We start from the raw sequence: 18,200 nt of genomic DNA, 5'->3' as shown, positions 1-18,200 counted from the left end.
TGGCGCCAGCAATGGCGCCCTGGTCCGCCAGCCAGGGGGACCTGACAACGTCGCGCGGCCTTCATCGCTGCTCACCTTCACCCCGACCCTCTCCCGCAAGCGGGAGAGGGAGTCATTCATTCGGGAGCCGTACGGGAGCCCCCTTCACGAATGCCCGTCCACCCGCATCTGGAACAGGAAGTAGGGCGGAATGCACGCCCCGCGTCCTTCGGGCTGGCCTTCGGCTTGCGCGCAGATGTAGTCCTCGCGGCAAGGCTGTTGCGCCGAGCAGCTGCGCAGGTTGCCGGGCCGCGTGTGCTTGCTCAGGCAATCCCCGAAGGGTTGCTTGGCTGCCAGGCACTGGTTGAAGTCGCTGAGGATGGCGATGCCACCGCAGGTGCCGTTCGGGTCTTTCGGATCGCAGCGGCCTGAGCACATGCCGCCGGGGAAGCCGACCGAGGTTTTCTCGCACACGGAGTCTTCGCCTTCGCAGGTCGTGGCGGCGGTGCGCGGCAGCTTCTGCGCGCGGTCGCGCCACGGGTCGGCCGAGGCGGTGATGCGCGTGGGCTCGCAGCTGGCGCCGACGGTGGCTTTGTCGGGCAAGGCGTTCGCATCGTCCGGCGAGGCCAGCGGGCGGAACGGGTCGGGCACGGGCGTCGTCAACGCGGCCTTCACATAGCGTTCGCGCCGCGCCAGCTCATCCTGCAGATGCGGCGAATGCGGCAGCGCGAGCGCGTTGCCGGTCGTGAAGGTGCGCGAGGCGCCGCGCCGGTCCACGCCCAGCAGGTGAAAGCCCGCGACCGCGCGGCTCTGGTGGCAGCCGGCGCAGCTCAGGTCGTCGAGCCGGCGCAGCACGGCCTGCGGTGACTGCAGCGTGCGGCTGCCGGGCACGGGTTGCCAGTCGCCGGGCGCGAACAGTTGTTCGAAGGGGCGGTTCGCCAGGCGCTCGAGGCCGCGCGGCGCGACGGAGACCGACTCGGTCGCCAGGAAGCGATCGGGGATGCGCACGGTGGCGCTGTCGAGCGCGCGCAGCGTGTCGGGCTGCTGCAGCCATTGCAGCAGCGCCTTGCGCAGCGGGGCGTCGGCTTTGAGCTTCGCGACGTCGGGCGTGTTCTCGAGCGGGCCCGCGTCGAAGCGCTGCGTGCCCGCGTTCCAGCGGAAGGCGCGCAGCAGGTACTCGGCATGGCCGCCCAGGTCGGGCCGCACGGCCGAGGGCCAGCGCACGCTCTGCAGATTGGTCGTCACCTGCGCGATGCGGGCTTGTGCAAGCCGCGGCGACGCGAGCGGGCCGTCGGCCGACACGAGCCAGCGGCCGAGCGCCTCGTCCTTCATCGATGCCTGCGGTGGTTGCCAGCGCCGCGCGGCGCTGGCGCAGCCGCCGTCGGCATCGGGCGCATCGCCGCGCAGCTCGACGGCGACGGTCATCGGCAGGCGCGACTGCATCGCGGCCGAGCGGTAGGCGAGCCGGTACACGAGCCGCGTCTCGCCGCAGGCGCCGGGCTGGAACGGGCGGCGGTCCATGCGGTTGGCCACGCCGACCAGCTCGAAGAAGGCGTCGGGGCTGGCAAGCCAGCGCGCGTCGAAGATCCGGTGCGGGTAGCGCGCAATGCCGACGCCGGCTTGCGGGTCGCGGCGCTGCAGGGCGGCGAGGCTGGTCTTCAGCGGGTCGCCGATCGATTGCCAGGCCGGCGAGCGTGCAAGTGCTTGATTGGTGGCGATGCCGCTGGCAGCCACGGGCACGTCGAACCAGCGACCGAAACCGGCGCCGGATTTCTCGGCAGCCTGCAGCGCGACGGGCGAGGTGACGAGCAGCACCGGGTCGGCTGCGTGGGCGAAGGAGGATGCGAGCGCGAGGCCGGCGGTCAGAAGGTGAAGGAGGCGTGGCACGCGGACGATTGTGCCGCCGCGAGTCAGCCCGCCACCGTCAACGCCATCTGCTGCCGCATGAGTCCGGCCACGGCCACGCCCTGCGGATCGCCCAGCCGCTCCAGCGCGGCGATCACGCCTTTGCGGTCCTCTTCCGAGCGGTCCTGGTTGAGCTTGAACTTGCCTTCGAGCACGCGCACCGGAATCTCGACCGCCGCGATCATGTCCAGGCGCGGCGCCACGAAGTCGAAGGGCATGGCGTCGAAGTCCCAGTTGCCGCCCAGCGGCGTGTCGTACAGCGCGACGGTGCGGCGCAGCACGGCATGGATGGCCGTGCGTTCCCCGATCACGCGGGGTGTGCCGCGCGCGTGGATCGCGGTGTAGTTCCAGGTCGGAAAGGTGCTCTGCTTCACGTACCAGCTGGGCGTGACGAAGGCATGCGGCCCCTGGAAGATGGCGAGCACTTCGGCGCCCGCGCGCAGTTCGTCGAACTGCGGGTTTTTCTTCGACAGGTGCGTGGTGAGCAGGCCGGGGCCGTCGTCCTGCGCATCGAGCAGGAAGGGCAGGTGCGTGGCGCTGGCGCCTGAGGCTCCTATGGTGATCAGCGTGCCGAAGCTCCACGCGCGGATGCCAGCGTGCAGCGTCGCGAGGTCGTCTTCGATGTACGGCTTGGGCGTGTACATGGCGAGGGCTTCAGCGCGCGGCCAGCGCGTGCATCCAGCGGGCGGCGTCGTCGAAGGCGCGGCCGGCCACGTCGGCGATGGACACAGCCTCCAGGAACCCGTGAATCGTGCCGGGGTAGAGCACGTCGGTCACGGCCACGCCGGCTTCGCGCAGCCGCGCGGCCATGAGCACGCTGTCGTCGTGCAGCGGGTCGCACTCGGTGATCGCCAGGCACGCGGGCGGCAGGCCCTCGAGCCGCGCCGTGAGGCTGGCCAGGCGCGGGTCGCGAGAGTCTTCGGGCCGGCGCAGGTACAGGCCGTAGAACCACACCATCATGTGCAGCGACAGGCCGTACTCGCCTGCGCCGTAGCGCACCACCGACTCGCGGTACAGCTCGGTGCTGTAGGCGCCGTAGTTCAGCAGCATGCCCAGCGGCAGCGGCTCGCCCGCGTCGCGCAGCACGAGGCAGGCGCCCATCGACAGGTTGGCGCCCGCCGAGTCGCCGCCGATGAAGAGTTGCGCGGGGTCAATGTCGAGCGTGCCCGCGTTCGCCGCGAGCCAGCGCATCACGTCGACGCACTCGTCGTGCGGCTGCGGAAACTGCGCCTCGGGCGCCCGCGTGTAGTCGATGCCGATGACGGCGATGCCCGCGCGGCCCGCGTACTCGCGCATCACGCGGTCGTGGGTGTCGAGGCTGAACAGCACGAAGCCGCCGCCGTGGACGTAGACCAGCGCGCCCTGCAGCCTGCGGTGCCGCGGGTAGTGCACGCGGATGCGCACGTTGCCGTGGCGCGTGGGCACCTGCTGTTCGACGGTGCGTGCCATCGTCGGGCCGCCTTCGGTCCACGGCGCGCGCACCTTCTCGGCGTTGGCGCGGCCTTCGGCGATCGGGATGGTGTGGCGCTTCGGGTAGCGGCCGCCCTCGGCCGCCATGAGGCGCATGAACTCGACGATCTGCGGGTCGAGCGGGAGCGGGGCGGTGGGGTTCAGCCAGGTGGCGGGCAAGGGGTTGGCAGTCACGCAAACACTTTCTCGGGAGGGCAGGAGGCAGATTCGGCCAGCGACACGAGCGGCCGAGGCGTGGCCGCCAGCAGCGCCTGCGTGTAGGCATGGCTCGGCCGGTCGAACACGGCGTCGCGCGGGCCTTGCTCGACGATGCGGCCGCGCTCCATCACGACGACGCGGTCGGCGATCTGCTCGACGGCCGCGAGGTCGTGGCTGATGAACAGGCACGCAAAGCCGTGGTGCGCCTGCAGGCTTTGGAACAGGCGCAGCACCTGCGCCTGGATGGTCATGTCGAGCGCGGACACGGGCTCGTCGGCCACCACGAAGGCGGGCCGGCGCACCAGCGCACGCGCAATCGCCACGCGCTGGCGCTGGCCGCCCGAGAGCTCGTGCGGGTAGCGCACGCCCAGGCCGTCCAGGCCGACTTCGTCGAGCGTCTCGTGCACGCGCTTCACGCGCGCAGCGGCATCGAGCGCGGGCAGGTGGCGCAGCGGCTCGGCCACGATTTCCTGCACGCGCATGCGCGGGTCGAGCGACGAGAACGGGTCCTGGAACACGAGTTGGCAGGCGAGCCGGAAGCGGTGCAGCGCGGCGCGGTCGGCGCTGCGCACGTCGTCGCCGCGAAACAGGATCTGCCCCGCGTGCGACGGCGCGAGCCGCAGAATGGCGCGGCCCAGCGTGGTCTTGCCCGAGCCGCTGCCACCCACCAGCGCGACCATCTCGCCAGGGTGGATGTCCAGGTCGAGCTGGTCGATGACCTGCACCGGCGCATGGCGCTTGAAGAAGCCCGCGCGCGCGCCGGGGTAGCTCACGCACAGGCCGCGCACCTGCACCAGCGGCTGCTGCGCCGCGGCCGGGGCCGGCTTCGCGGCCTGGCGGCGCGGCAGGGCGTCGACCAGCTTGCGGGTGTAGGGCTGCTTCGGGTCGACGAGGATGGCGGGCACGTCGCCCGTCTCCACGAGCTTGCCTTTCTCCAGCACGATGGCGCGCTGCGCATAGCGCCCGACCAGCCCGAGGTTGTGCGTGATGAGCAGCACGGCCGTGCCCTGGTCTTTCGCGAGGCCGACCATGAGGTCGAGCACTTCGCGCTGGCTCAGCGTGTCGAGCGCGGTGGTCGGCTCGTCGGCGATCAGCAGCCGCGGCTGGAGCAGCATCACGCTGGCCAGCATGATGCGTTGGCGCATGCCGCCCGAGAACTCGTGCGGGTAGGCGTGCAGGCAACGCTCGGGGTCGGCGATCTGCACGCGGCGCAGCATGTCGAGGCAGCGTGCGCGAATCTCGGTGGCTGACAGCTTCGTGTGCATGCGCAGGCCTTCGGCCATCTGTTCGCCGATGCGGTGCACCGGGTTGAGCGAGACCATCGGCTCCTGGAACACCATGCCGATGCCGGGCCCGCGGATGGGGCGCATGGCCTTCACGTTGCGGGTGCTCAGGTCTTCGCCGTCGAACACGATCTGCCCGCCGCTTTGCGCGATGCCGGGCGGCAGCAGCTGCAGGATGGCGCGCGCGGCCATGGTCTTGCCGCTGCCCGACTCGCCCACCACGGCAAGGAACTCGCCGGGGCGCACGTCGAACGAGAGGTCGTGCACCAGCGTCTGGGCGCCGCCGTGCAGGTCGATCTTCAGGTGCCGCACGGAAAGCACGGGCGCTGCGGAAGAGGTGGGATGGGTCATGACTTCTCCGTGCGCGGGTCGAGCCGGTCGCGCAGCGATTCGCCCAGGAGGTTGATGCCCAGCAGCGTGAGCGCGATGCACAGGCCCGGCACCAGGCACAGCCACACGGCCGAGGCCATGTAGGGGCGCGCGCTGGAGAGCATGTTGCCCCAGGTGGGCGCCGGCGGCGGCACGCCCAGGCCGAGGAAGCTCAGGGCGCTTTCCGACAGCAGCACCCAGCCGAACATGCTGGTGGCCAGCACGGCGACGGGCGCCACGCAGTTGGGCAGGATGTGGCGCCACATGGTGTAGATCTCGCCGTTGCCGATCATGCGCGAGGCCTCGACGTACTCGCGCTCGCGCAGCGACAGCACGGTGCCGCGCACCACGCGCACCACGGAGGGCGCGTAGGCCATGCTCAGCGCGAGCACGATGCCCCACTGGTTGGCGCCCACGATCACCATCACGCCCAGCGCCAGCAGAAGGCCCGGAAAGGCCAGCAGCGTGTCGTTGAAGGCCATGAGCACGCGGTCGGTCCAGCCGCGCACGAAGCCGGCAAGCACGCCCACCACGAGGCCGACGGCGGTGGCCAGTGCCACCGTGAGCAGCGCGATGAGGCAGCTGGTGGAGGCCGCGCGCATGGCGCGGCTGGCCACGTCGCGCCCGAACTCGTCGGTGCCCAGCCAGTGCGCCATCGACGGCGGCTGCAGCTTGCCGCGCAGGTCGATGCCCAGCGGGTTGTAGGGCGTCCACAGCGCGGCCACCAGCGCCAGGGCCAGCAGCACGCCGATGAGCACGCCGCCCACGAGGGTATGGGTCTTGATCTTTTTCACTGAACCGACACCCGGGGATCGAAGAGGGGATAGCACATGTCCACGATCAGGTTGATGACCACGTAGATGCAGGCCGTGAACAGCAGGCAGCCCTGCAGCACCGGGTAGTCGCGCGCGAAGATCGAATCGATCATCAGGCGACCCAGGCCGGGCAGGGTGAACACCGTTTCGAGCACCGCGATGCCGCTCAGCAGATGGCCCAGGATGAGGCCGATCATGGTGAGCGTGGGGTTGAAGGCGTTGGGCAGCACGTGGCGGCGCAGCACCTGCGACTCGGGCACGCCCTTGGCGCGCGCGTGCGTCACGTACTCGAGCCGCAGCACTTCGATGGTGCTGGCGCGCGACATGCGCGTGAGCACGCCGGTCTCGACCAGCACCAGCGTGACGATCGGCAGGATCACGTAGAGCAGGCCCTGCGAGAAGTCTTCCGACATGGGCACGTAGCCCACCACCGGCAGCCAGTGCAGGTACTGGCCGAAGAACATCAACAGCAGCAGGCCGAGCCAGAAGCTCGGCACCGACAGCATCAGCGTGGCCGCGCCGATGATGGCGAGGTCGGTCGGCCGGTCCTTGCGCCAGGCGGCGATAAGGCCGGCGGGCACGGCGATCAGCGAGGCCAGCGCCACGGCGGTGAGCACGATCACGGCGCTCACGTGAAAGCGCTCCCAGATCAGCGGCAGCACGGCCAGGCCGTTGGTGGTCGACACGCCCAGGTCGCCGGTGAGCGCGTGGCGCAGCCACACGACGTACTGGGTGACCAGGGGCTGGTCCAGCCCCATCTGCTGGCGCGCGAGTTCGAGCTGCGCGGGGTCGGCGCCTTCGCCGAGCATGAGCTGCACCGGGTCGCCCGGAATCAGCCGCATGAGCGTGAAGACGGCAATCGAGACCAGCAGCAGCGTCGGGACCGTCATGGCGATCCGGCGCAAGAGGTAGGCAAGCATGGCGGCGAGGCCCCGTCAGCCGCGCGCGTCGAGCCGGACGTTCCAGAACCGGGGCTTGGCCGGCGCCCAGCCCTTGAAGCCGGTCACGCTCTTGCGCATGGCGGTGGCGTCGCTGGCGTTGAAGAGCACAACCATCGGCACGTCCTGCAGCATCTGCTTGTGCAGCTCGTCGAACAGCACCTGGCGGCGCGCCTTGTCGCGCGAGACCATGCTTTCGGTGAGCCGGGTCTGCGCGGCGGCGTTGTCCCACACCTTGCGCGGCTGGGTGGCCTTGTCGCCGGACACCATCTCGTAGTTGAGCGAAGGGTCGATGCGAGCCGAGTAGATGAAGGCCATGCTCTGGTACTGGCCCTTGGTGTAGCGGTCGAGCTGCGTGGCCCAGTCGAGCACTTCCAGTTCGATGTTGATGCCGGCTTCGGAGGCCATGGCCTGCACCAGCACGGCGGCCGAGTACAGCGCCTCGTAGCGCTTGTTGGCGACGAGCTTGATCGGCTGGCCGCGGTAGCCGGCTTCGGCCAGCAGCTTCTTGGCGCCGGCGATGTCGCGCTTGTAGCCGCCGGCCTGCACGGCGCTGTAGAACGGGCTGGACGAAGGCACGACCGAGTTGTTGACGGCCGACAGGCCCTCGGTGACCGACTTGGCGATCTCGGGCGTGTCCAGCGCCAGTGCCAGTGCGCGGCGGACGCGCACGTCCTTCAGCAGCGGGTCGGTGGTCTGCAGCAGCAGCGCCACCATGGTCATGACCGGCGTGGTGTCGACGCGCACGTCGCTGCGCCCGCGCATCTCGACCACGTCGGCCGGGCTGGGGCTGATGAAGGCGTCGATGCCGCCGCTGTAGAGCGCCGCCTTGGCCGCGGCCGAATCGGGAATGACGACGAAGCGCAGGTTCTCGATCTCGGCCTTCTTGCCGCCCGTGAGGCCGTCGCGCGCCTCGGGGCGCGAGCTGTAGCCGTCGAAGCGCGTGAGCTCGATGTACTGGCCGCGCTTCCACTCCTTGATCTTGTAGGGGCCGGTGCCCACGGGCTCCTTCCACTGGCCGTCGGCGCCCAGCGAGCTGCGGTGCAGGATGGCGGCGCCGCCGCAGTCGGGGCGCGCCATCATCGTGAGAAACAGCGCGCTCGGGCGCTCGATCTTGAACACCACCGTCTTGGGCGTGGGCGCTTCCACCGCGAGCACCTTGGTCATGCCCTTGCCGTCGAACTCGGGCAGGCAGCGCCAGCCGCTGGTGGGCTTGAGGTAGCGCTGCCAGCTCCACACCACGTCGTCGGCCGTGAGCACCGCGCCGTTCTGGAACTTCACGCCGTCGCGCAAGGTGAAGGTGTAGGTCAGGCCGTCGGCCGAGGTGTCGACCTTGCTCGCGAGCATCGGGCCGACCGAGGTGTCTTCGCGCAGTGCGACCAGGCCTTCGACGACGTGGATGAGCACGTTGTCGGTGTTGTCGTCGCGGTTGCCGCCGGGGTCGGTGGAGCGGATGTCGGAGTTGATCTGGATCCGCATCGTCTGGCCGGCCGGGGCCTGGGCGAAGGCCGCGCTGGCGGCCAGGCCGAGGGCCAGTGCGGCGGCGGTGCGCGCAGCGGGAGGGAGGGACGGGGGCGTGGGCAGGTTCATGGCAACACTCCTGGCGATGGCTGGGCGGGGCGGGCGGATCAGAGGGAATACTCGGTGAAGCGGTGCGCCTTGAAAGGCGCCGGCGCGATGCGCATCTTTCGTGCCGCCGGGTCCATGACGATGGTCGCCACGGTGGCCGACGAAGCACCGCCGGGGCCCGCGCTCGGGCTGCGGCACACGGCGCGCGGCGCACCGAAGCGGTCCTGCAGCGCGTCGAGCACGTCCTGCTCGATGAGCAAACCTGCAGCGCGCCGGTTGTGCAGCGCCTCGGTCACGCGGCGGTCGCGGTAGAGCGAATCGGGCGTGGTCTCCAGGCTGCGGTCGACCACGCGCGCCAGCGCGGCCGGGGTCTTGAAGTGGTTGGCGTGCACCAGGATGCCGCCTTCGGGCTGCTGCCAGAACACCTGCTCGGGGCAAGTCTCCAGGCTCACGGCCTCGCCCTCGGCGTGCGTGATGATCATGTTGTTGGAGATCGAGCGCGCGCTGCGGCACACCACGCCCAGCGCGTTGGCGTACAGCGTCGACTGCAGGATGCCGCGGCGGATCAGCGCCAGCGGCACGCCCTGCTGCTTGCCGTCGTTGTCGGCCTTGATGAAGTTGCCGGTGACGGCGATGCCCGCGCTGTTGAGCCCGGCGCGCGCCAGCGTGCCGGCTTCGGCGAAGGTGAGCATGGCCGGGCCTTCTGTGGGCTGGATGCGCAGCACCACGCCGAGTTCGAGGCTCTCGACGCGCCAGTCCCAGTTCTGCGCATGGATGAGCTTGCCGTCGCGCGCGGCCGAGGGCATGACGACCACGCCGGTGCAGCCGTCGGGCGGCTCGGTGGCTTCGAGCTGCTGGAAGGCGTAGAGCATTTCGCTGCGCGCGTTGAGCGCCACGATGTCCTCGGCCGGCACGCCCGCGCCTTCGCCCACGCCCTCGATCTCGCGCAGCATGCCGGCGTCGAAGGCCTCGACCATCGGCATGAAGCGGCGCGCCAGCGCGCGCGTGCGCTCCCAGCTCAGGCCCACGCGCTCGAAGGCGGCGCGGTAGGTGCGCAGGCTCAGGTCGATGCGGTCGCCGGCGGCGCGGCCGTACTGGCGCCCGCGCTGCTGTGCGTCGCCTTCGATGTCGTACAGGGGGAACGATTCGATGTCCATGGTGTGTCTTGTCTCCGGGGCTTGTCTTGTGTGTGCAGCCTGATGCGATCAGGCTGCCGTGTCGGTGGCTTGTGCGGTCTGCGCGATGGCGGCGCGCAGGCTGTCGATGATCTGGTCGATGTGCCGGCGCTCCAGCGTGAACGGCGGCGACAGCGCAATGGTGTCGCCCACCGAGCGCACCAGCACGCCGCTTTCGTCCAGGCAATGTTGCGCCACGGCCTGCGCATGCGTGCCGGGGCCCGAGGCCCAGCCTTGCAGCTCGATGCCGGCCAGCAGGCCGACGTTGCGCACGTCGATCACGCCCGGCAGGCCGCGCAGGCTGTGCAGGCCGTCTTCGAAGTAGGGCGACAGCTCGGCGGCGCGGGCGATCAGGCCGTCTTCGGTGTAGGCGTCGAGCGTGGCCATGGCGGCGGCGCAGGCCAGCGGATGGCCCGAGTAGGTGTAGCCGTGCGACAGCTCGACCGCGCTCACGCTGCCGTGCATGAAGGCGTCATGCACCGCGCCGCGCATGAGCACCGCGCCCATCGGCACGGCGCCGTTGGTCAGGCCCTTGGCGGTGGTGATGAGGTCGGGCGTCACGCCGAACAGGTCGGATGCGAAGTTGCTGCCCACGCGCCCGAAGCCGGTGATGACCTCGTCGAAGATCAGCAGGATGCCGTGCCTGTCGCAGATCTCGCGCAGGCGCTTCAGGTAGCCGCGCGGCGGCGGCAGCACGCCGGTGGAGCCGGCCACGGGCTCGACGATCACGGCGGCGATGGTCGAGGCGTCGTGCAATGAAACCAGCGCTTCGAGCGCATCGGCCTTGTCGATGCCGTGCGGCGGCTCGCCGCGCGAGAAGGCGTTGCGCGCCAGGTCGAGCGTGTGCGGCAGGTGGTCCACGCCGTTGAGCAGCGGCCCGAAGGTGCTGCGCTGGCGCCCGATGCCGCCCACCGAGATGCCGCCGAAGCCCACGCCGTGGTACGAGCGCTCGCGCCCGATGAGCCGGTAGCGGCCTGCGTCGCCGCGCGCCCGGTGGTAGGCCACGGCGATCTTCAGCGCGGTGTCGACCGACTCGGAGCCCGAGTTGGTGAAGAACACGTGGTCCATGCCGGCCGGCGCCATCTGCGTGAGGCGCTGCGCCAGCGTGAAGGCGGCGGGGTGGCCGATCTGGAAGTTGGAGGCGTAGTCGAGCACGTCGATCTGCGCCTTCATCGCCGCGCTGACCCGCGGGTTGCGGTGCCCGGCGTTCACGCACCACAGGCCGGCGATGGCGTCGAGCACGCGGCGGCCGTCGGCCAGGTCGTAGTGCAGGCCCTCGCTGCCGACGATGAGGCGCGGCGCCTGCTTGAACTTGCGGTTGGGCGTGAAGGGCATCCAGAACGCGTCGAGCGAACCGGGTGGCGTTGTCAGGGTATCGGCGGAAGCCACGGTGTTTTTCTCCTTGGGGAAACGACCCGTCGTCCGGGTCGGCGTGGGGCCGATCTTGAAATCCAAATTGTATTTTTGGCGCGAGATGTACATGGTTTTTTAGGGCCAAAAATACAAAGAACCCGCGATGATCGGCACCCAGCCCGTGTTTCCGGAGACCCATGGATGGCCCCGCAGCAGCAGCAGCAGCAGATGCAGACGCAGATGGACAACAAGTCGGTCCCGCCGCTCACCCAGCGCGTGAGCCGCTACATCCTCGACCAGGCCCTGGCCGGCGGCTACGAGAACGGCCGCCACATGACCGAGACCGACCTGGCGGGCCGGCTCGGCATTTCGCGCACGCCGGTGCGCGCCGCGCTGCGCCTCTTGCATGAGCGTGCGCTGCTGGCGCACGTGCCCAACCGCGGCTACACGCTGGTGGCCGACCGCGAGGCGCTCGACCGCGCACGCCGCGAGATGCCGGAAGACGAGGAGAAGACGCTCTACTACCGCGTGCTGCGCGACCGCCTTGCGGGCAAGCTGCCGACGCGCGTCAACGAACTCGAGCTGGCCCAGACCTACAGCGTGCCGCGCCCGCTGCTGCGCAACGTGATGACCACGCTGCTGCAGGACGGCGTGCTGCGCGGGCGCCACTACCAGCGCTGGGAGTTCACCGAAACCCTCGACTCGGTCGAGAGCGAACGCGAGAGCTACCGCTTTCGCCTGGTGGTCGAATGCGCGGCGCTGCGCGAGCCGGGCTTCAAGGTCGAGCACGAGCGGCTGCTCGCTTGCCGCGAACAACAGCAGACCTTGCTCACGCACGCCTCGCGCCATTCGTGGATGGAGTTCTTCGAGGCCAACGCGCAGTTCCACGAGCTGCTGGCCAGTGCCTCGGGCAACCGCTTCATCCTCGATGCCGTGAAGCAGCAGAACCGGCTGCGCCGCATCTCCGACTTGTCGGACTACCCGCTCGTGAACATCGACCTGCTGCGCAAGTCGTGCCGCGAGCACCTGCAGATCCTCGACGCGGTCGAGGAGAACAAGCTCGAAGTCGCCGCGAAGCACATGCACGCCCACCTGAGTCGTGCCAGCGACATCCTGGAGCGCCGCGTGATGGGCGACCTGGATGCGCTCGGCGAATGAGCCACCGCACCCTTTTATGACCCCCCAAGAAACGACGGCTCCCAACGCCGCGATGGCCGACGGCTGGCGCGATGGTTTTCCCACGGCCGGCACCGTGGTGCAGCGCCCGCGCGAACGCCCGATCTTCCAGTCCCCCGAGAATCGCTGGGCCTTCTCGCACCTGCGCGAGCTGCAGCCGACGCGCAACGTGTCGCGCGGCACCGGCCCGGTGTCGGTGCTGCCGTGCGCCGAGCGGCCCGAACTCGACACGCTGGCCTTCACCTTGCCCGCCGACGGTTCGCGCACCGACTGGTGCAGCGCGCTCACAACGATCTGCGCCGACGGCGCGGTGGTGCTGCACCGCGGGCGCATCGTGTACGAGCGCTACTTCGGCGCGCTCGACGAGCAGGGGCAGCACATGGCGATGTCGGTCACCAAGTCGGTCGTCGGCACGGTCGGCGCGATGCTCGCGGCCGAGGGCGCGCTCGACGAACACGCGCAGGTGCGGCACTACATCCCCGAGCTGGCGGTCAGCGCCTTCGGCCATACCACCGTGCGCCAGGTGATGGACATGACGACGGGCATCGACTACTCGGAGGACTACACAGACCCCGATGCTGGCGTGTGGAAGCACGCGCGCGCCGGTCAGTTGTTGCCGCGCCCCGCGGGCTATGCGGGCGCCGAGGGCTACCGCCAGTTCCTGCAGACCGTGCAGGGGCAGGGCACGCACGGCGAGGCCTTTGCCTACCGCACCGTCAACACCGACGTGCTGGGCTGGCTCATCAGCCGCGTGGCGGGCCAGTCGCTGGCGCGGGTGCTGAGTGAGCGCATCTGGTCGCGACTGGGCGCCGAACAGGACGCGGCCTTTGCCGTGGACGGGCAGGGCGCCGAGTTCGCGGGCGGCGGCCTGTGCACCGGCCTGCGCGACCTGGCGCGGCTGGGCGAAATGATGCGGCTCGGCGGGGCCTTCAACGGCACGCAGATCGTGCCCGAGGCGGTGGTGGCCGACATCCGCCGCGGCGCCGATCCGGCGCGCTTCGCGCTCGCGGGCTACACGCGGCTGGCCGGCTGGAGCTACAGAAACATGTGGTGGGTGGCGCACGACGCGCGCCGCACCTTCACCGCGCAAGGCATCCACGGCCAGGCGCTGCACATCGACCCCGAGGCCGAGATGGTGGTGGCGCGCTTCGCCTCGCACCCGCTGGCCGCCAACGCGCACCTGCCGACCTCGATGCACGCCTTTCGCGCGATGGCCGAGCACCTGATGCGCGGCTGATTTCCTTCGTTTCTCCTTTCTGATTTTTCTTCTTCATGCTCACCCAAGTCACGACCAACGCGAGCCTGCAGGCCCGCAAGAACGCCGCCTGCGCGCAGGGCATCGGCACGCTCACGCCGCACTTCACCGCCCGCGCCGACAACGCCGAGCTGTGGGACGTGGAAGGCCGGCGCTTTGTCGACTTTGCCAGCGGCATCGCCACGCTCGCCACCGGCCACCGCCACCCGCGCATCGTGGCGGCGGTGCGTGCGCAGCTCGACGACTTTCATCACACCTGTTTCCACGTCACGCCCTACGAGGAGTACGTGGCGCTGTGCGAGCAGCTGAACCGCCTCGTGCCCGGCCCCAGCGCCAAGAAGAGCGCGCTCTTCACGACCGGCGCCGAGGCCATCGAGAACGCGATGAAGGTGGCGCGCGCCGCCACCGGCCGCAGCGGCGTGGTGGCGTTCTCGGGCGCGTTCCACGGCCGCACCTTCATGGGCATGGCGCTCACCGGCAAGGTCGCGCCGTACAAGGCCGGCTTCGGCCCGATGCCGGGCGACGTGTGGCACATGCCCTTTCCGGCCGCGCCGCTGGGCGTGACGGTGGACGACTGCATCGCGGCACTCGACCGGCTGTTCAAGACCGACGTCGACCCGCAGCGCGTGGCGGCGATCGTCATCGAGCTGGTGCAGGGCGAGGGCGGTTTCTACGTGGCGCCGGCCGCACTCATGGAACACCTGCGCGCCGAGTGCGACCGCCACGGCATCCTGCTGGTCGTCGACGAAATCCAGACCGGTTTCGGGCGCACCGGCAAGCTGTTCGCGCTGGAGCACTACGGCATCGAGGCCGACCTGGTGACGACCGCCAAGAGCCTGGCCGGCGGCTTTCCGCTGTCGGCGCTCACGGGGCGCGCCGAACTCATGGACGCCACGCGCGTCGGCAGCCTGGGCGGCACCTACGCGGGCAATCCGCTGGCAGTGGCCGCGGCGCTGGAGACGATGCGCGTGATCGAGGACGAAGGGCTGGTCGCCCGCGCCCGCATGCTCGGCGAGCGATTGACGGCGTGCCTGTCGGCACTGCGCACCGAGGTGCCGCGCATCTGCGATGTGCGCGGGCTGGGCGCGATGGTGGCGGTGGAGTTTCGCGATCCGCACAGCGGGGAGCCCGATGCCGAGTTCACGAAGCGCGTGCATGCGGCCGGGCTCGAGCGCGGTCTGCTGCTGCTGACCTGCGGTGTGCACGGCAACGTGGTGCGCTTCCTGTTTCCGCTCACCATTCCGGAGGCGGTGTTTGAAGAAGGGCTGGGGCTGCTGGCCGAATCGGTGCGCGCGGCCAACGTCTGAGCGACTAACGGCGCGGCGAAATGCCGAGCGTGCGGCAGAAGTCGTAGAAGTCTTCGAGCTGCAGCGATTTGTCGAAGACCGCATCGACGCCCGCCGACAGCGCGCCTTCACGCACCTCGGAGGTCGCGTGGTTCATGAACACCACGGTGCGCTGCGCGGGCGACTTGCGTTCCCTCAGGTGGTTGGCCACGGTCAGGCCGTTGCCCTGCGCGAGGAACACGTCGATCACGGCGGCGTCCCAGGCGTCGGGGTTCGCGTCGAGCCAGTCGATGGCTTCGTCGCTGCTGCTGGCGGTGGCGACGACTTCGCATCCGGAGAATTCCCTCAGTCCATCGGTCAGGGTGGTGGCGATCAGGGGGTTGTCTTCTATGAGGTAGATGCGGGTCATCGGTGCGTAGCCTGGAAATGAAATGCGTCGGCTCGTCTGCGCTTGTGGCGCGGGTCTGCCGGGCCGGTCCATTGTCACGAGGCGAGGGCGGGGCGGAGTCGGACAACGCCGCCACATGGCGTCCCCCGCGCACGCGAAAGCGCTGTTTGTGCATTGCATCACTGGCGTACAAGACGCGGGCGCGGGGCGTGCCTATCGTGCGGGGCTTCTTTGACTCCGTCACGACAGGTTGTTCGATGCCGCGTTCTTCTTCGTCTTCTTTCGCTCCACCCTTCACCGCTTCGGGCCGCAGCGCGCTCGTGCAGGCGCCGCCGTGGCACTACGCCGGGTGGCTGGTCAACGTGGGCTTCTCGTTCGATGCCGCACGCGGCGCGGCGCTGGTGCCGCCGGAGGTCGGCGTGGCCACGGGTAGTGGCTGCGTGCATTTCGCCGACTGGCAATCGTGCGGCGACGACGGGCGCGAAATGCTCGACCCGGTGTACGCGCAGTACCGCGAGACCATCGTGGTGCTCGAGATCGAACCGGCGCGCGGCGACACGTCGCGCCGCTGCTTCTACTGCCCGCTCATCTACGTCGACCAGGACATCTCGATGCTGCGCGGCTGGCTGCAGGGCTGGCCCAAGAAGATCGGCCAGACCTGGTTGACGCGCAGCCTGCCGCTGATCCATCCGGCTGCCGCGCCGACGGCGGCCGGCAGCCGGCTCGGCGCGAGCCTCAGCGTGAAGGAGCGCCGACTCGTCGATGCCATGGTCACTCTCTCGGGTGAGGCCAGCGGGCCGCTCGGCTTCCTGGCCGCGCCCACCATCGGCGCCATCGGCTGGCCCGACCTGACGCAAGCAGGCAGCGTGGCGGTGCCGCGCTACCTGCGCGCCGACATCATCGACCGTGTCGAAACGGGCTGGGTGCAGGGCGAGGCCACGCTGCGCTTTCACGAGCATCCGGTGGAGGAACTCGCATTGCTCGGGCCTGTGCAGGCGACGCAGGCCAGCGCGGGCTGGATGGGCCTCACGGTGCGCGGCGCGATCGCGGTGTGAGGAGGGTGCTGCCTCCGGCGGGCGGCTGCGCTACCCTCGGCGGGCCATGACGCTTCCTGCCCCGACGACCTCGCACGTGATCGGTCTGCTGCTGAGCGACGGCACGCCGGTCGAGGTGATGTTCGCGGGCGATCCCAAGGCGCACTTCGCGCTGCACTGGCATGCGGAGTGGAGCGTGGGCGCGATCGTCGAAGGCCGCTGCGAGTTCGTCTGCGCCGGCGCGCCCCGTACCGCGCAGGCCGGCGAGCTGGTGTTGATGCCGCCGTTCGCGCTGCACACGGCCGGCGTGAGCGCGCAGGGCTTTCGCATGGTGATGCTGTATGTGCCGCACGCCTGGGTGGCGGCACGAATGGGGTGGCCAATTGGTCGGCGAGGGGCGCTGCGGCAGGAGGTCTGGCGCGACGAGGCGAGCGTCGACGCGCTCGCGCAGGCGGCATCGGCGAAGAACGGTGCGCGCATCGACGCGCTGCTCGACGGCATCTTCCGCACGCAGACGACCGACCCCCTCGTGGCGGTCGCGCGGGCGGCGGGCGATGCACGCGTCGAGGCCGTGTGCGACCTGCTCGCGACCGAGGACGCCTGCCGCATCGAGCCCACGTCGCTCGCCGAGCGGCTCGGCGTGTCGCGCGAGCACTTCCACCGCCTGTTCCGCGCGGCGGTCGGCATGGCGCCGGCGCAGTACGCGCGGCTGGCGCGCATCGCCCGCGCCAAGGTGCTGCTGCGCGAAGGCCACGGGCCGGCCGATGTGGCCGCGCAATGCGGCTTTGCCGACCAGGCGCATTTCTCGCGCTGGTTCCGCCGCTGCTTCGGCGTGACGCCGGGGAACTACCGGGCGGGCGGCTCGCCAAGAAGCGTCGCGTGAGAAACTACGCCCCCGAGCGAGCGCCCCGCGTATGAACGACAAGTCCTTGAATCTGAAAGAAAAAATCATCTCCGTCGCGCCCATGATGGACTGGACCGACAGGCATTGCCGCGTCTTCCACCGCCTCATGACACGCCATGCGCTGCTCTACACGGAGATGGTGACCACCGGCGCGCTGATCCACGGCGACGTGCCGCGCCACCTGCGCTTTCATGAAGAAGAACATCCCGTCGCGCTGCAGCTCGGCGGCAGCGAGCCGAACGACCTGGCGCACTGCGCGAAGCTTGGCGAAGAGTGGGGCTACGACGAAATCAACCTGAACTGCGGCTGCCCGAGCGAGCGCGTGCAGCGCGGCGCGTTCGGGGCCTGCCTCATGAACGAGCCGCAGCTGGTGGCCGATTGCGTGAAGGCGATGGTCGACGTGGTCGATGTGCCGGTCACGGTGAAGCACCGCATCGGTATCGACAAGATCGAGAGCTACGAGTTCGTGCGCGACTTCGTCGGCGCGGTGAGCGAGGCGGGCTGCGGCACGTTCATCGTGCATGCGCGCAACGCTTGGCTGCAGGGCCTGAGCCCGAAGCAGAACCGCGAGATTCCGCCGCTGCGCTATGCGCTGGTGCACCGCCTGAAGCACGACTTTCCGGCGCTGCAGTTTTCGATCAACGGCGGCATCGCCACCAACGCCCAGGTGCACGAGCACCTGCGGCTGCTCGACGGCGCCATGATCGGCCGCGAGGCGTACCACAACCCCTGGTGGCTGGCCGAGTGGGACGCCGAGTTCTACGGCGACGCCCCGCAGACGCTCACGCGCGAGGACATCGAGGCGCGGATGTGCGACTACATGCTCCGCGAGGCGACCGAACATGGCACGAACTGGTGGTCGATCGCGCGCCACATGCTGGGCCTGCGCAACGGACTGCCCGGCGCGCGCCGCTGGCGCCAGGTCTGGAGCGACCACCGCCTGAAGACCCGCCCGCCGCACGAAGTGATGGCGCTGGCGCACGAACCCGCCGCACAAGCCGCCTGATTCCTTTCCCGCCCCCGACTTTGTAGACAGTCAACACAATTGAGCGAAGTTGACGCTCGATGGAACACAGTTTCATGACAATGCAACAACAAGTGTG

The 18,200-nt window shown here is 69.9% G+C and carries 16 protein-coding genes; 6 read left to right on the top strand and 10 right to left on the bottom strand.

Annotation, left to right across the window (positions count from 1 at the left end):
• Positions 1–144: 144 nt before the first annotated feature.
• The 9 genes from AC07Q9_RS14165 to aptA are packed head-to-tail and all read right to left on the bottom strand — an operon-like array spanning position 145 to position 11,090.
• Positions 145–1,866 carry a hypothetical protein gene (locus tag AC07Q9_RS14165; RefSeq protein ID WP_495310187.1) on the bottom strand — a complete coding sequence of 574 codons (1,722 nt, stop codon included), beginning with the start codon at positions 1,864–1,866 and terminating at the stop codon, positions 145–147.
• A 23-nt stretch (positions 1,867–1,889) separates the two neighbouring features.
• Positions 1,890–2,528 (bottom strand): FMN-binding negative transcriptional regulator, encoded by a 639-nt coding sequence (locus AC07Q9_RS14160; protein WP_495310185.1) that lies wholly within the window; start codon positions 2,526–2,528, stop codon positions 1,890–1,892.
• A 10-nt stretch (positions 2,529–2,538) separates the two neighbouring features.
• The gene (locus AC07Q9_RS14155; RefSeq protein ID WP_495310184.1) at positions 2,539–3,528 is read right to left on the bottom strand and encodes an alpha/beta hydrolase fold domain-containing protein; all 990 of its coding nucleotides are present in this window, start codon (positions 3,526–3,528) and stop codon (positions 2,539–2,541) included.
• Positions 3,525–5,186: an ABC transporter ATP-binding protein gene (locus AC07Q9_RS14150; protein WP_495310183.1), complete on the bottom strand. Its 1,662-nt coding sequence runs from the start codon at positions 5,184–5,186 to the stop codon at positions 3,525–3,527. The genes AC07Q9_RS14155 and AC07Q9_RS14150 overlap by 4 nt, the downstream gene beginning before the upstream one ends.
• Positions 5,183–5,998 (bottom strand): ABC transporter permease, encoded by an 816-nt coding sequence (locus AC07Q9_RS14145; RefSeq protein ID WP_495310181.1) that lies wholly within the window; start codon positions 5,996–5,998, stop codon positions 5,183–5,185. The genes AC07Q9_RS14150 and AC07Q9_RS14145 overlap by 4 nt, the downstream gene beginning before the upstream one ends.
• Positions 5,995–6,939: an ABC transporter permease gene (locus tag AC07Q9_RS14140; protein ID WP_495310179.1), complete on the bottom strand. Its 945-nt coding sequence runs from the start codon at positions 6,937–6,939 to the stop codon at positions 5,995–5,997. Before AC07Q9_RS14140 ends, AC07Q9_RS14145 begins: the two co-directional genes overlap by 4 nt.
• A 15-nt stretch (positions 6,940–6,954) precedes the next feature.
• A complete protein-coding gene (locus tag AC07Q9_RS14135; protein ID WP_495310178.1) occupies positions 6,955–8,547 on the bottom strand; it encodes an ABC transporter substrate-binding protein in 1,593 nt (530 codons plus the stop codon).
• Positions 8,548–8,585: 38 nt separating this feature from the next.
• Positions 8,586–9,683 (bottom strand): C45 family autoproteolytic acyltransferase/hydrolase, encoded by a 1,098-nt coding sequence (locus tag AC07Q9_RS14130; protein WP_495310176.1) that lies wholly within the window; start codon positions 9,681–9,683, stop codon positions 8,586–8,588.
• A gap of 48 nt (positions 9,684–9,731) precedes the next feature.
• A complete protein-coding gene (gene aptA / locus AC07Q9_RS14125) occupies positions 9,732–11,090 on the bottom strand; it encodes an omega-aminotransferase AptA (RefSeq protein WP_495275329.1) in 1,359 nt (452 codons plus the stop codon).
• 165 nt (positions 11,091–11,255) lie between these two features.
• On the opposite strand from aptA, the gene AC07Q9_RS14120 reads away from it, so the two are divergent.
• From AC07Q9_RS14120 to gabT, 3 genes are read left to right on the top strand one after another with little or no spacing between them, the layout of a single operon-like run.
• The gene (locus tag AC07Q9_RS14120; protein WP_495310172.1) at positions 11,256–12,212 is read left to right on the top strand and encodes a GntR family transcriptional regulator; all 957 of its coding nucleotides are present in this window, start codon (positions 11,256–11,258) and stop codon (positions 12,210–12,212) included.
• A gap of 16 nt (positions 12,213–12,228) precedes the next feature.
• Positions 12,229–13,467 (top strand): serine hydrolase domain-containing protein, encoded by a 1,239-nt coding sequence (locus AC07Q9_RS14115; protein WP_495310171.1) that lies wholly within the window; start codon positions 12,229–12,231, stop codon positions 13,465–13,467.
• Positions 13,468–13,502: 35 nt separating this feature from the next.
• A complete protein-coding gene (gabT, locus tag AC07Q9_RS14110) occupies positions 13,503–14,792 on the top strand; it encodes a 4-aminobutyrate--2-oxoglutarate transaminase (RefSeq protein ID WP_495310170.1) in 1,290 nt (429 codons plus the stop codon).
• Between the two features lie 4 nt (positions 14,793–14,796).
• On the opposite strand, the gene AC07Q9_RS14105 is transcribed toward gabT, so the two are convergent.
• Positions 14,797–15,180 (bottom strand): response regulator, encoded by a 384-nt coding sequence (locus AC07Q9_RS14105; RefSeq protein WP_070061069.1) that lies wholly within the window; start codon positions 15,178–15,180, stop codon positions 14,797–14,799.
• Between the two features lie 236 nt (positions 15,181–15,416).
• Here AC07Q9_RS14105 and AC07Q9_RS14100 point away from each other — a divergent pair, with 236 nt between their 5' ends.
• Genes AC07Q9_RS14100 through dusA form a run of 3 tightly spaced genes read left to right on the top strand, consistent with a single transcriptional unit; the run spans position 15,417 to position 18,103 of the window.
• The gene (locus AC07Q9_RS14100) at positions 15,417–16,214 is read left to right on the top strand and encodes an acetoacetate decarboxylase family protein (protein ID WP_495310167.1); all 798 of its coding nucleotides are present in this window, start codon (positions 15,417–15,419) and stop codon (positions 16,212–16,214) included.
• A 46-nt stretch (positions 16,215–16,260) separates the two neighbouring features.
• Entirely contained in the window at positions 16,261–17,076 is an 816-nt protein-coding gene (locus AC07Q9_RS14095; RefSeq protein WP_495310165.1) for a helix-turn-helix transcriptional regulator, read from the top strand.
• 31 nt (positions 17,077–17,107) lie between these two features.
• Positions 17,108–18,103, top strand: a complete 996-nt coding sequence (dusA, locus tag AC07Q9_RS14090) for a tRNA dihydrouridine(20/20a) synthase DusA (protein ID WP_495310163.1) — start codon at positions 17,108–17,110, stop codon at positions 18,101–18,103.
• Positions 18,104–18,200: the final 97 nt, after the last annotated feature.

This window comes from Variovorax sp. GW821-FHT09A10 (assembly GCF_059418385.1).
The sequence above is the reverse complement of the archived record's forward strand: the minus strand, read 5'-3'. Positions and strand labels throughout refer to the sequence as shown.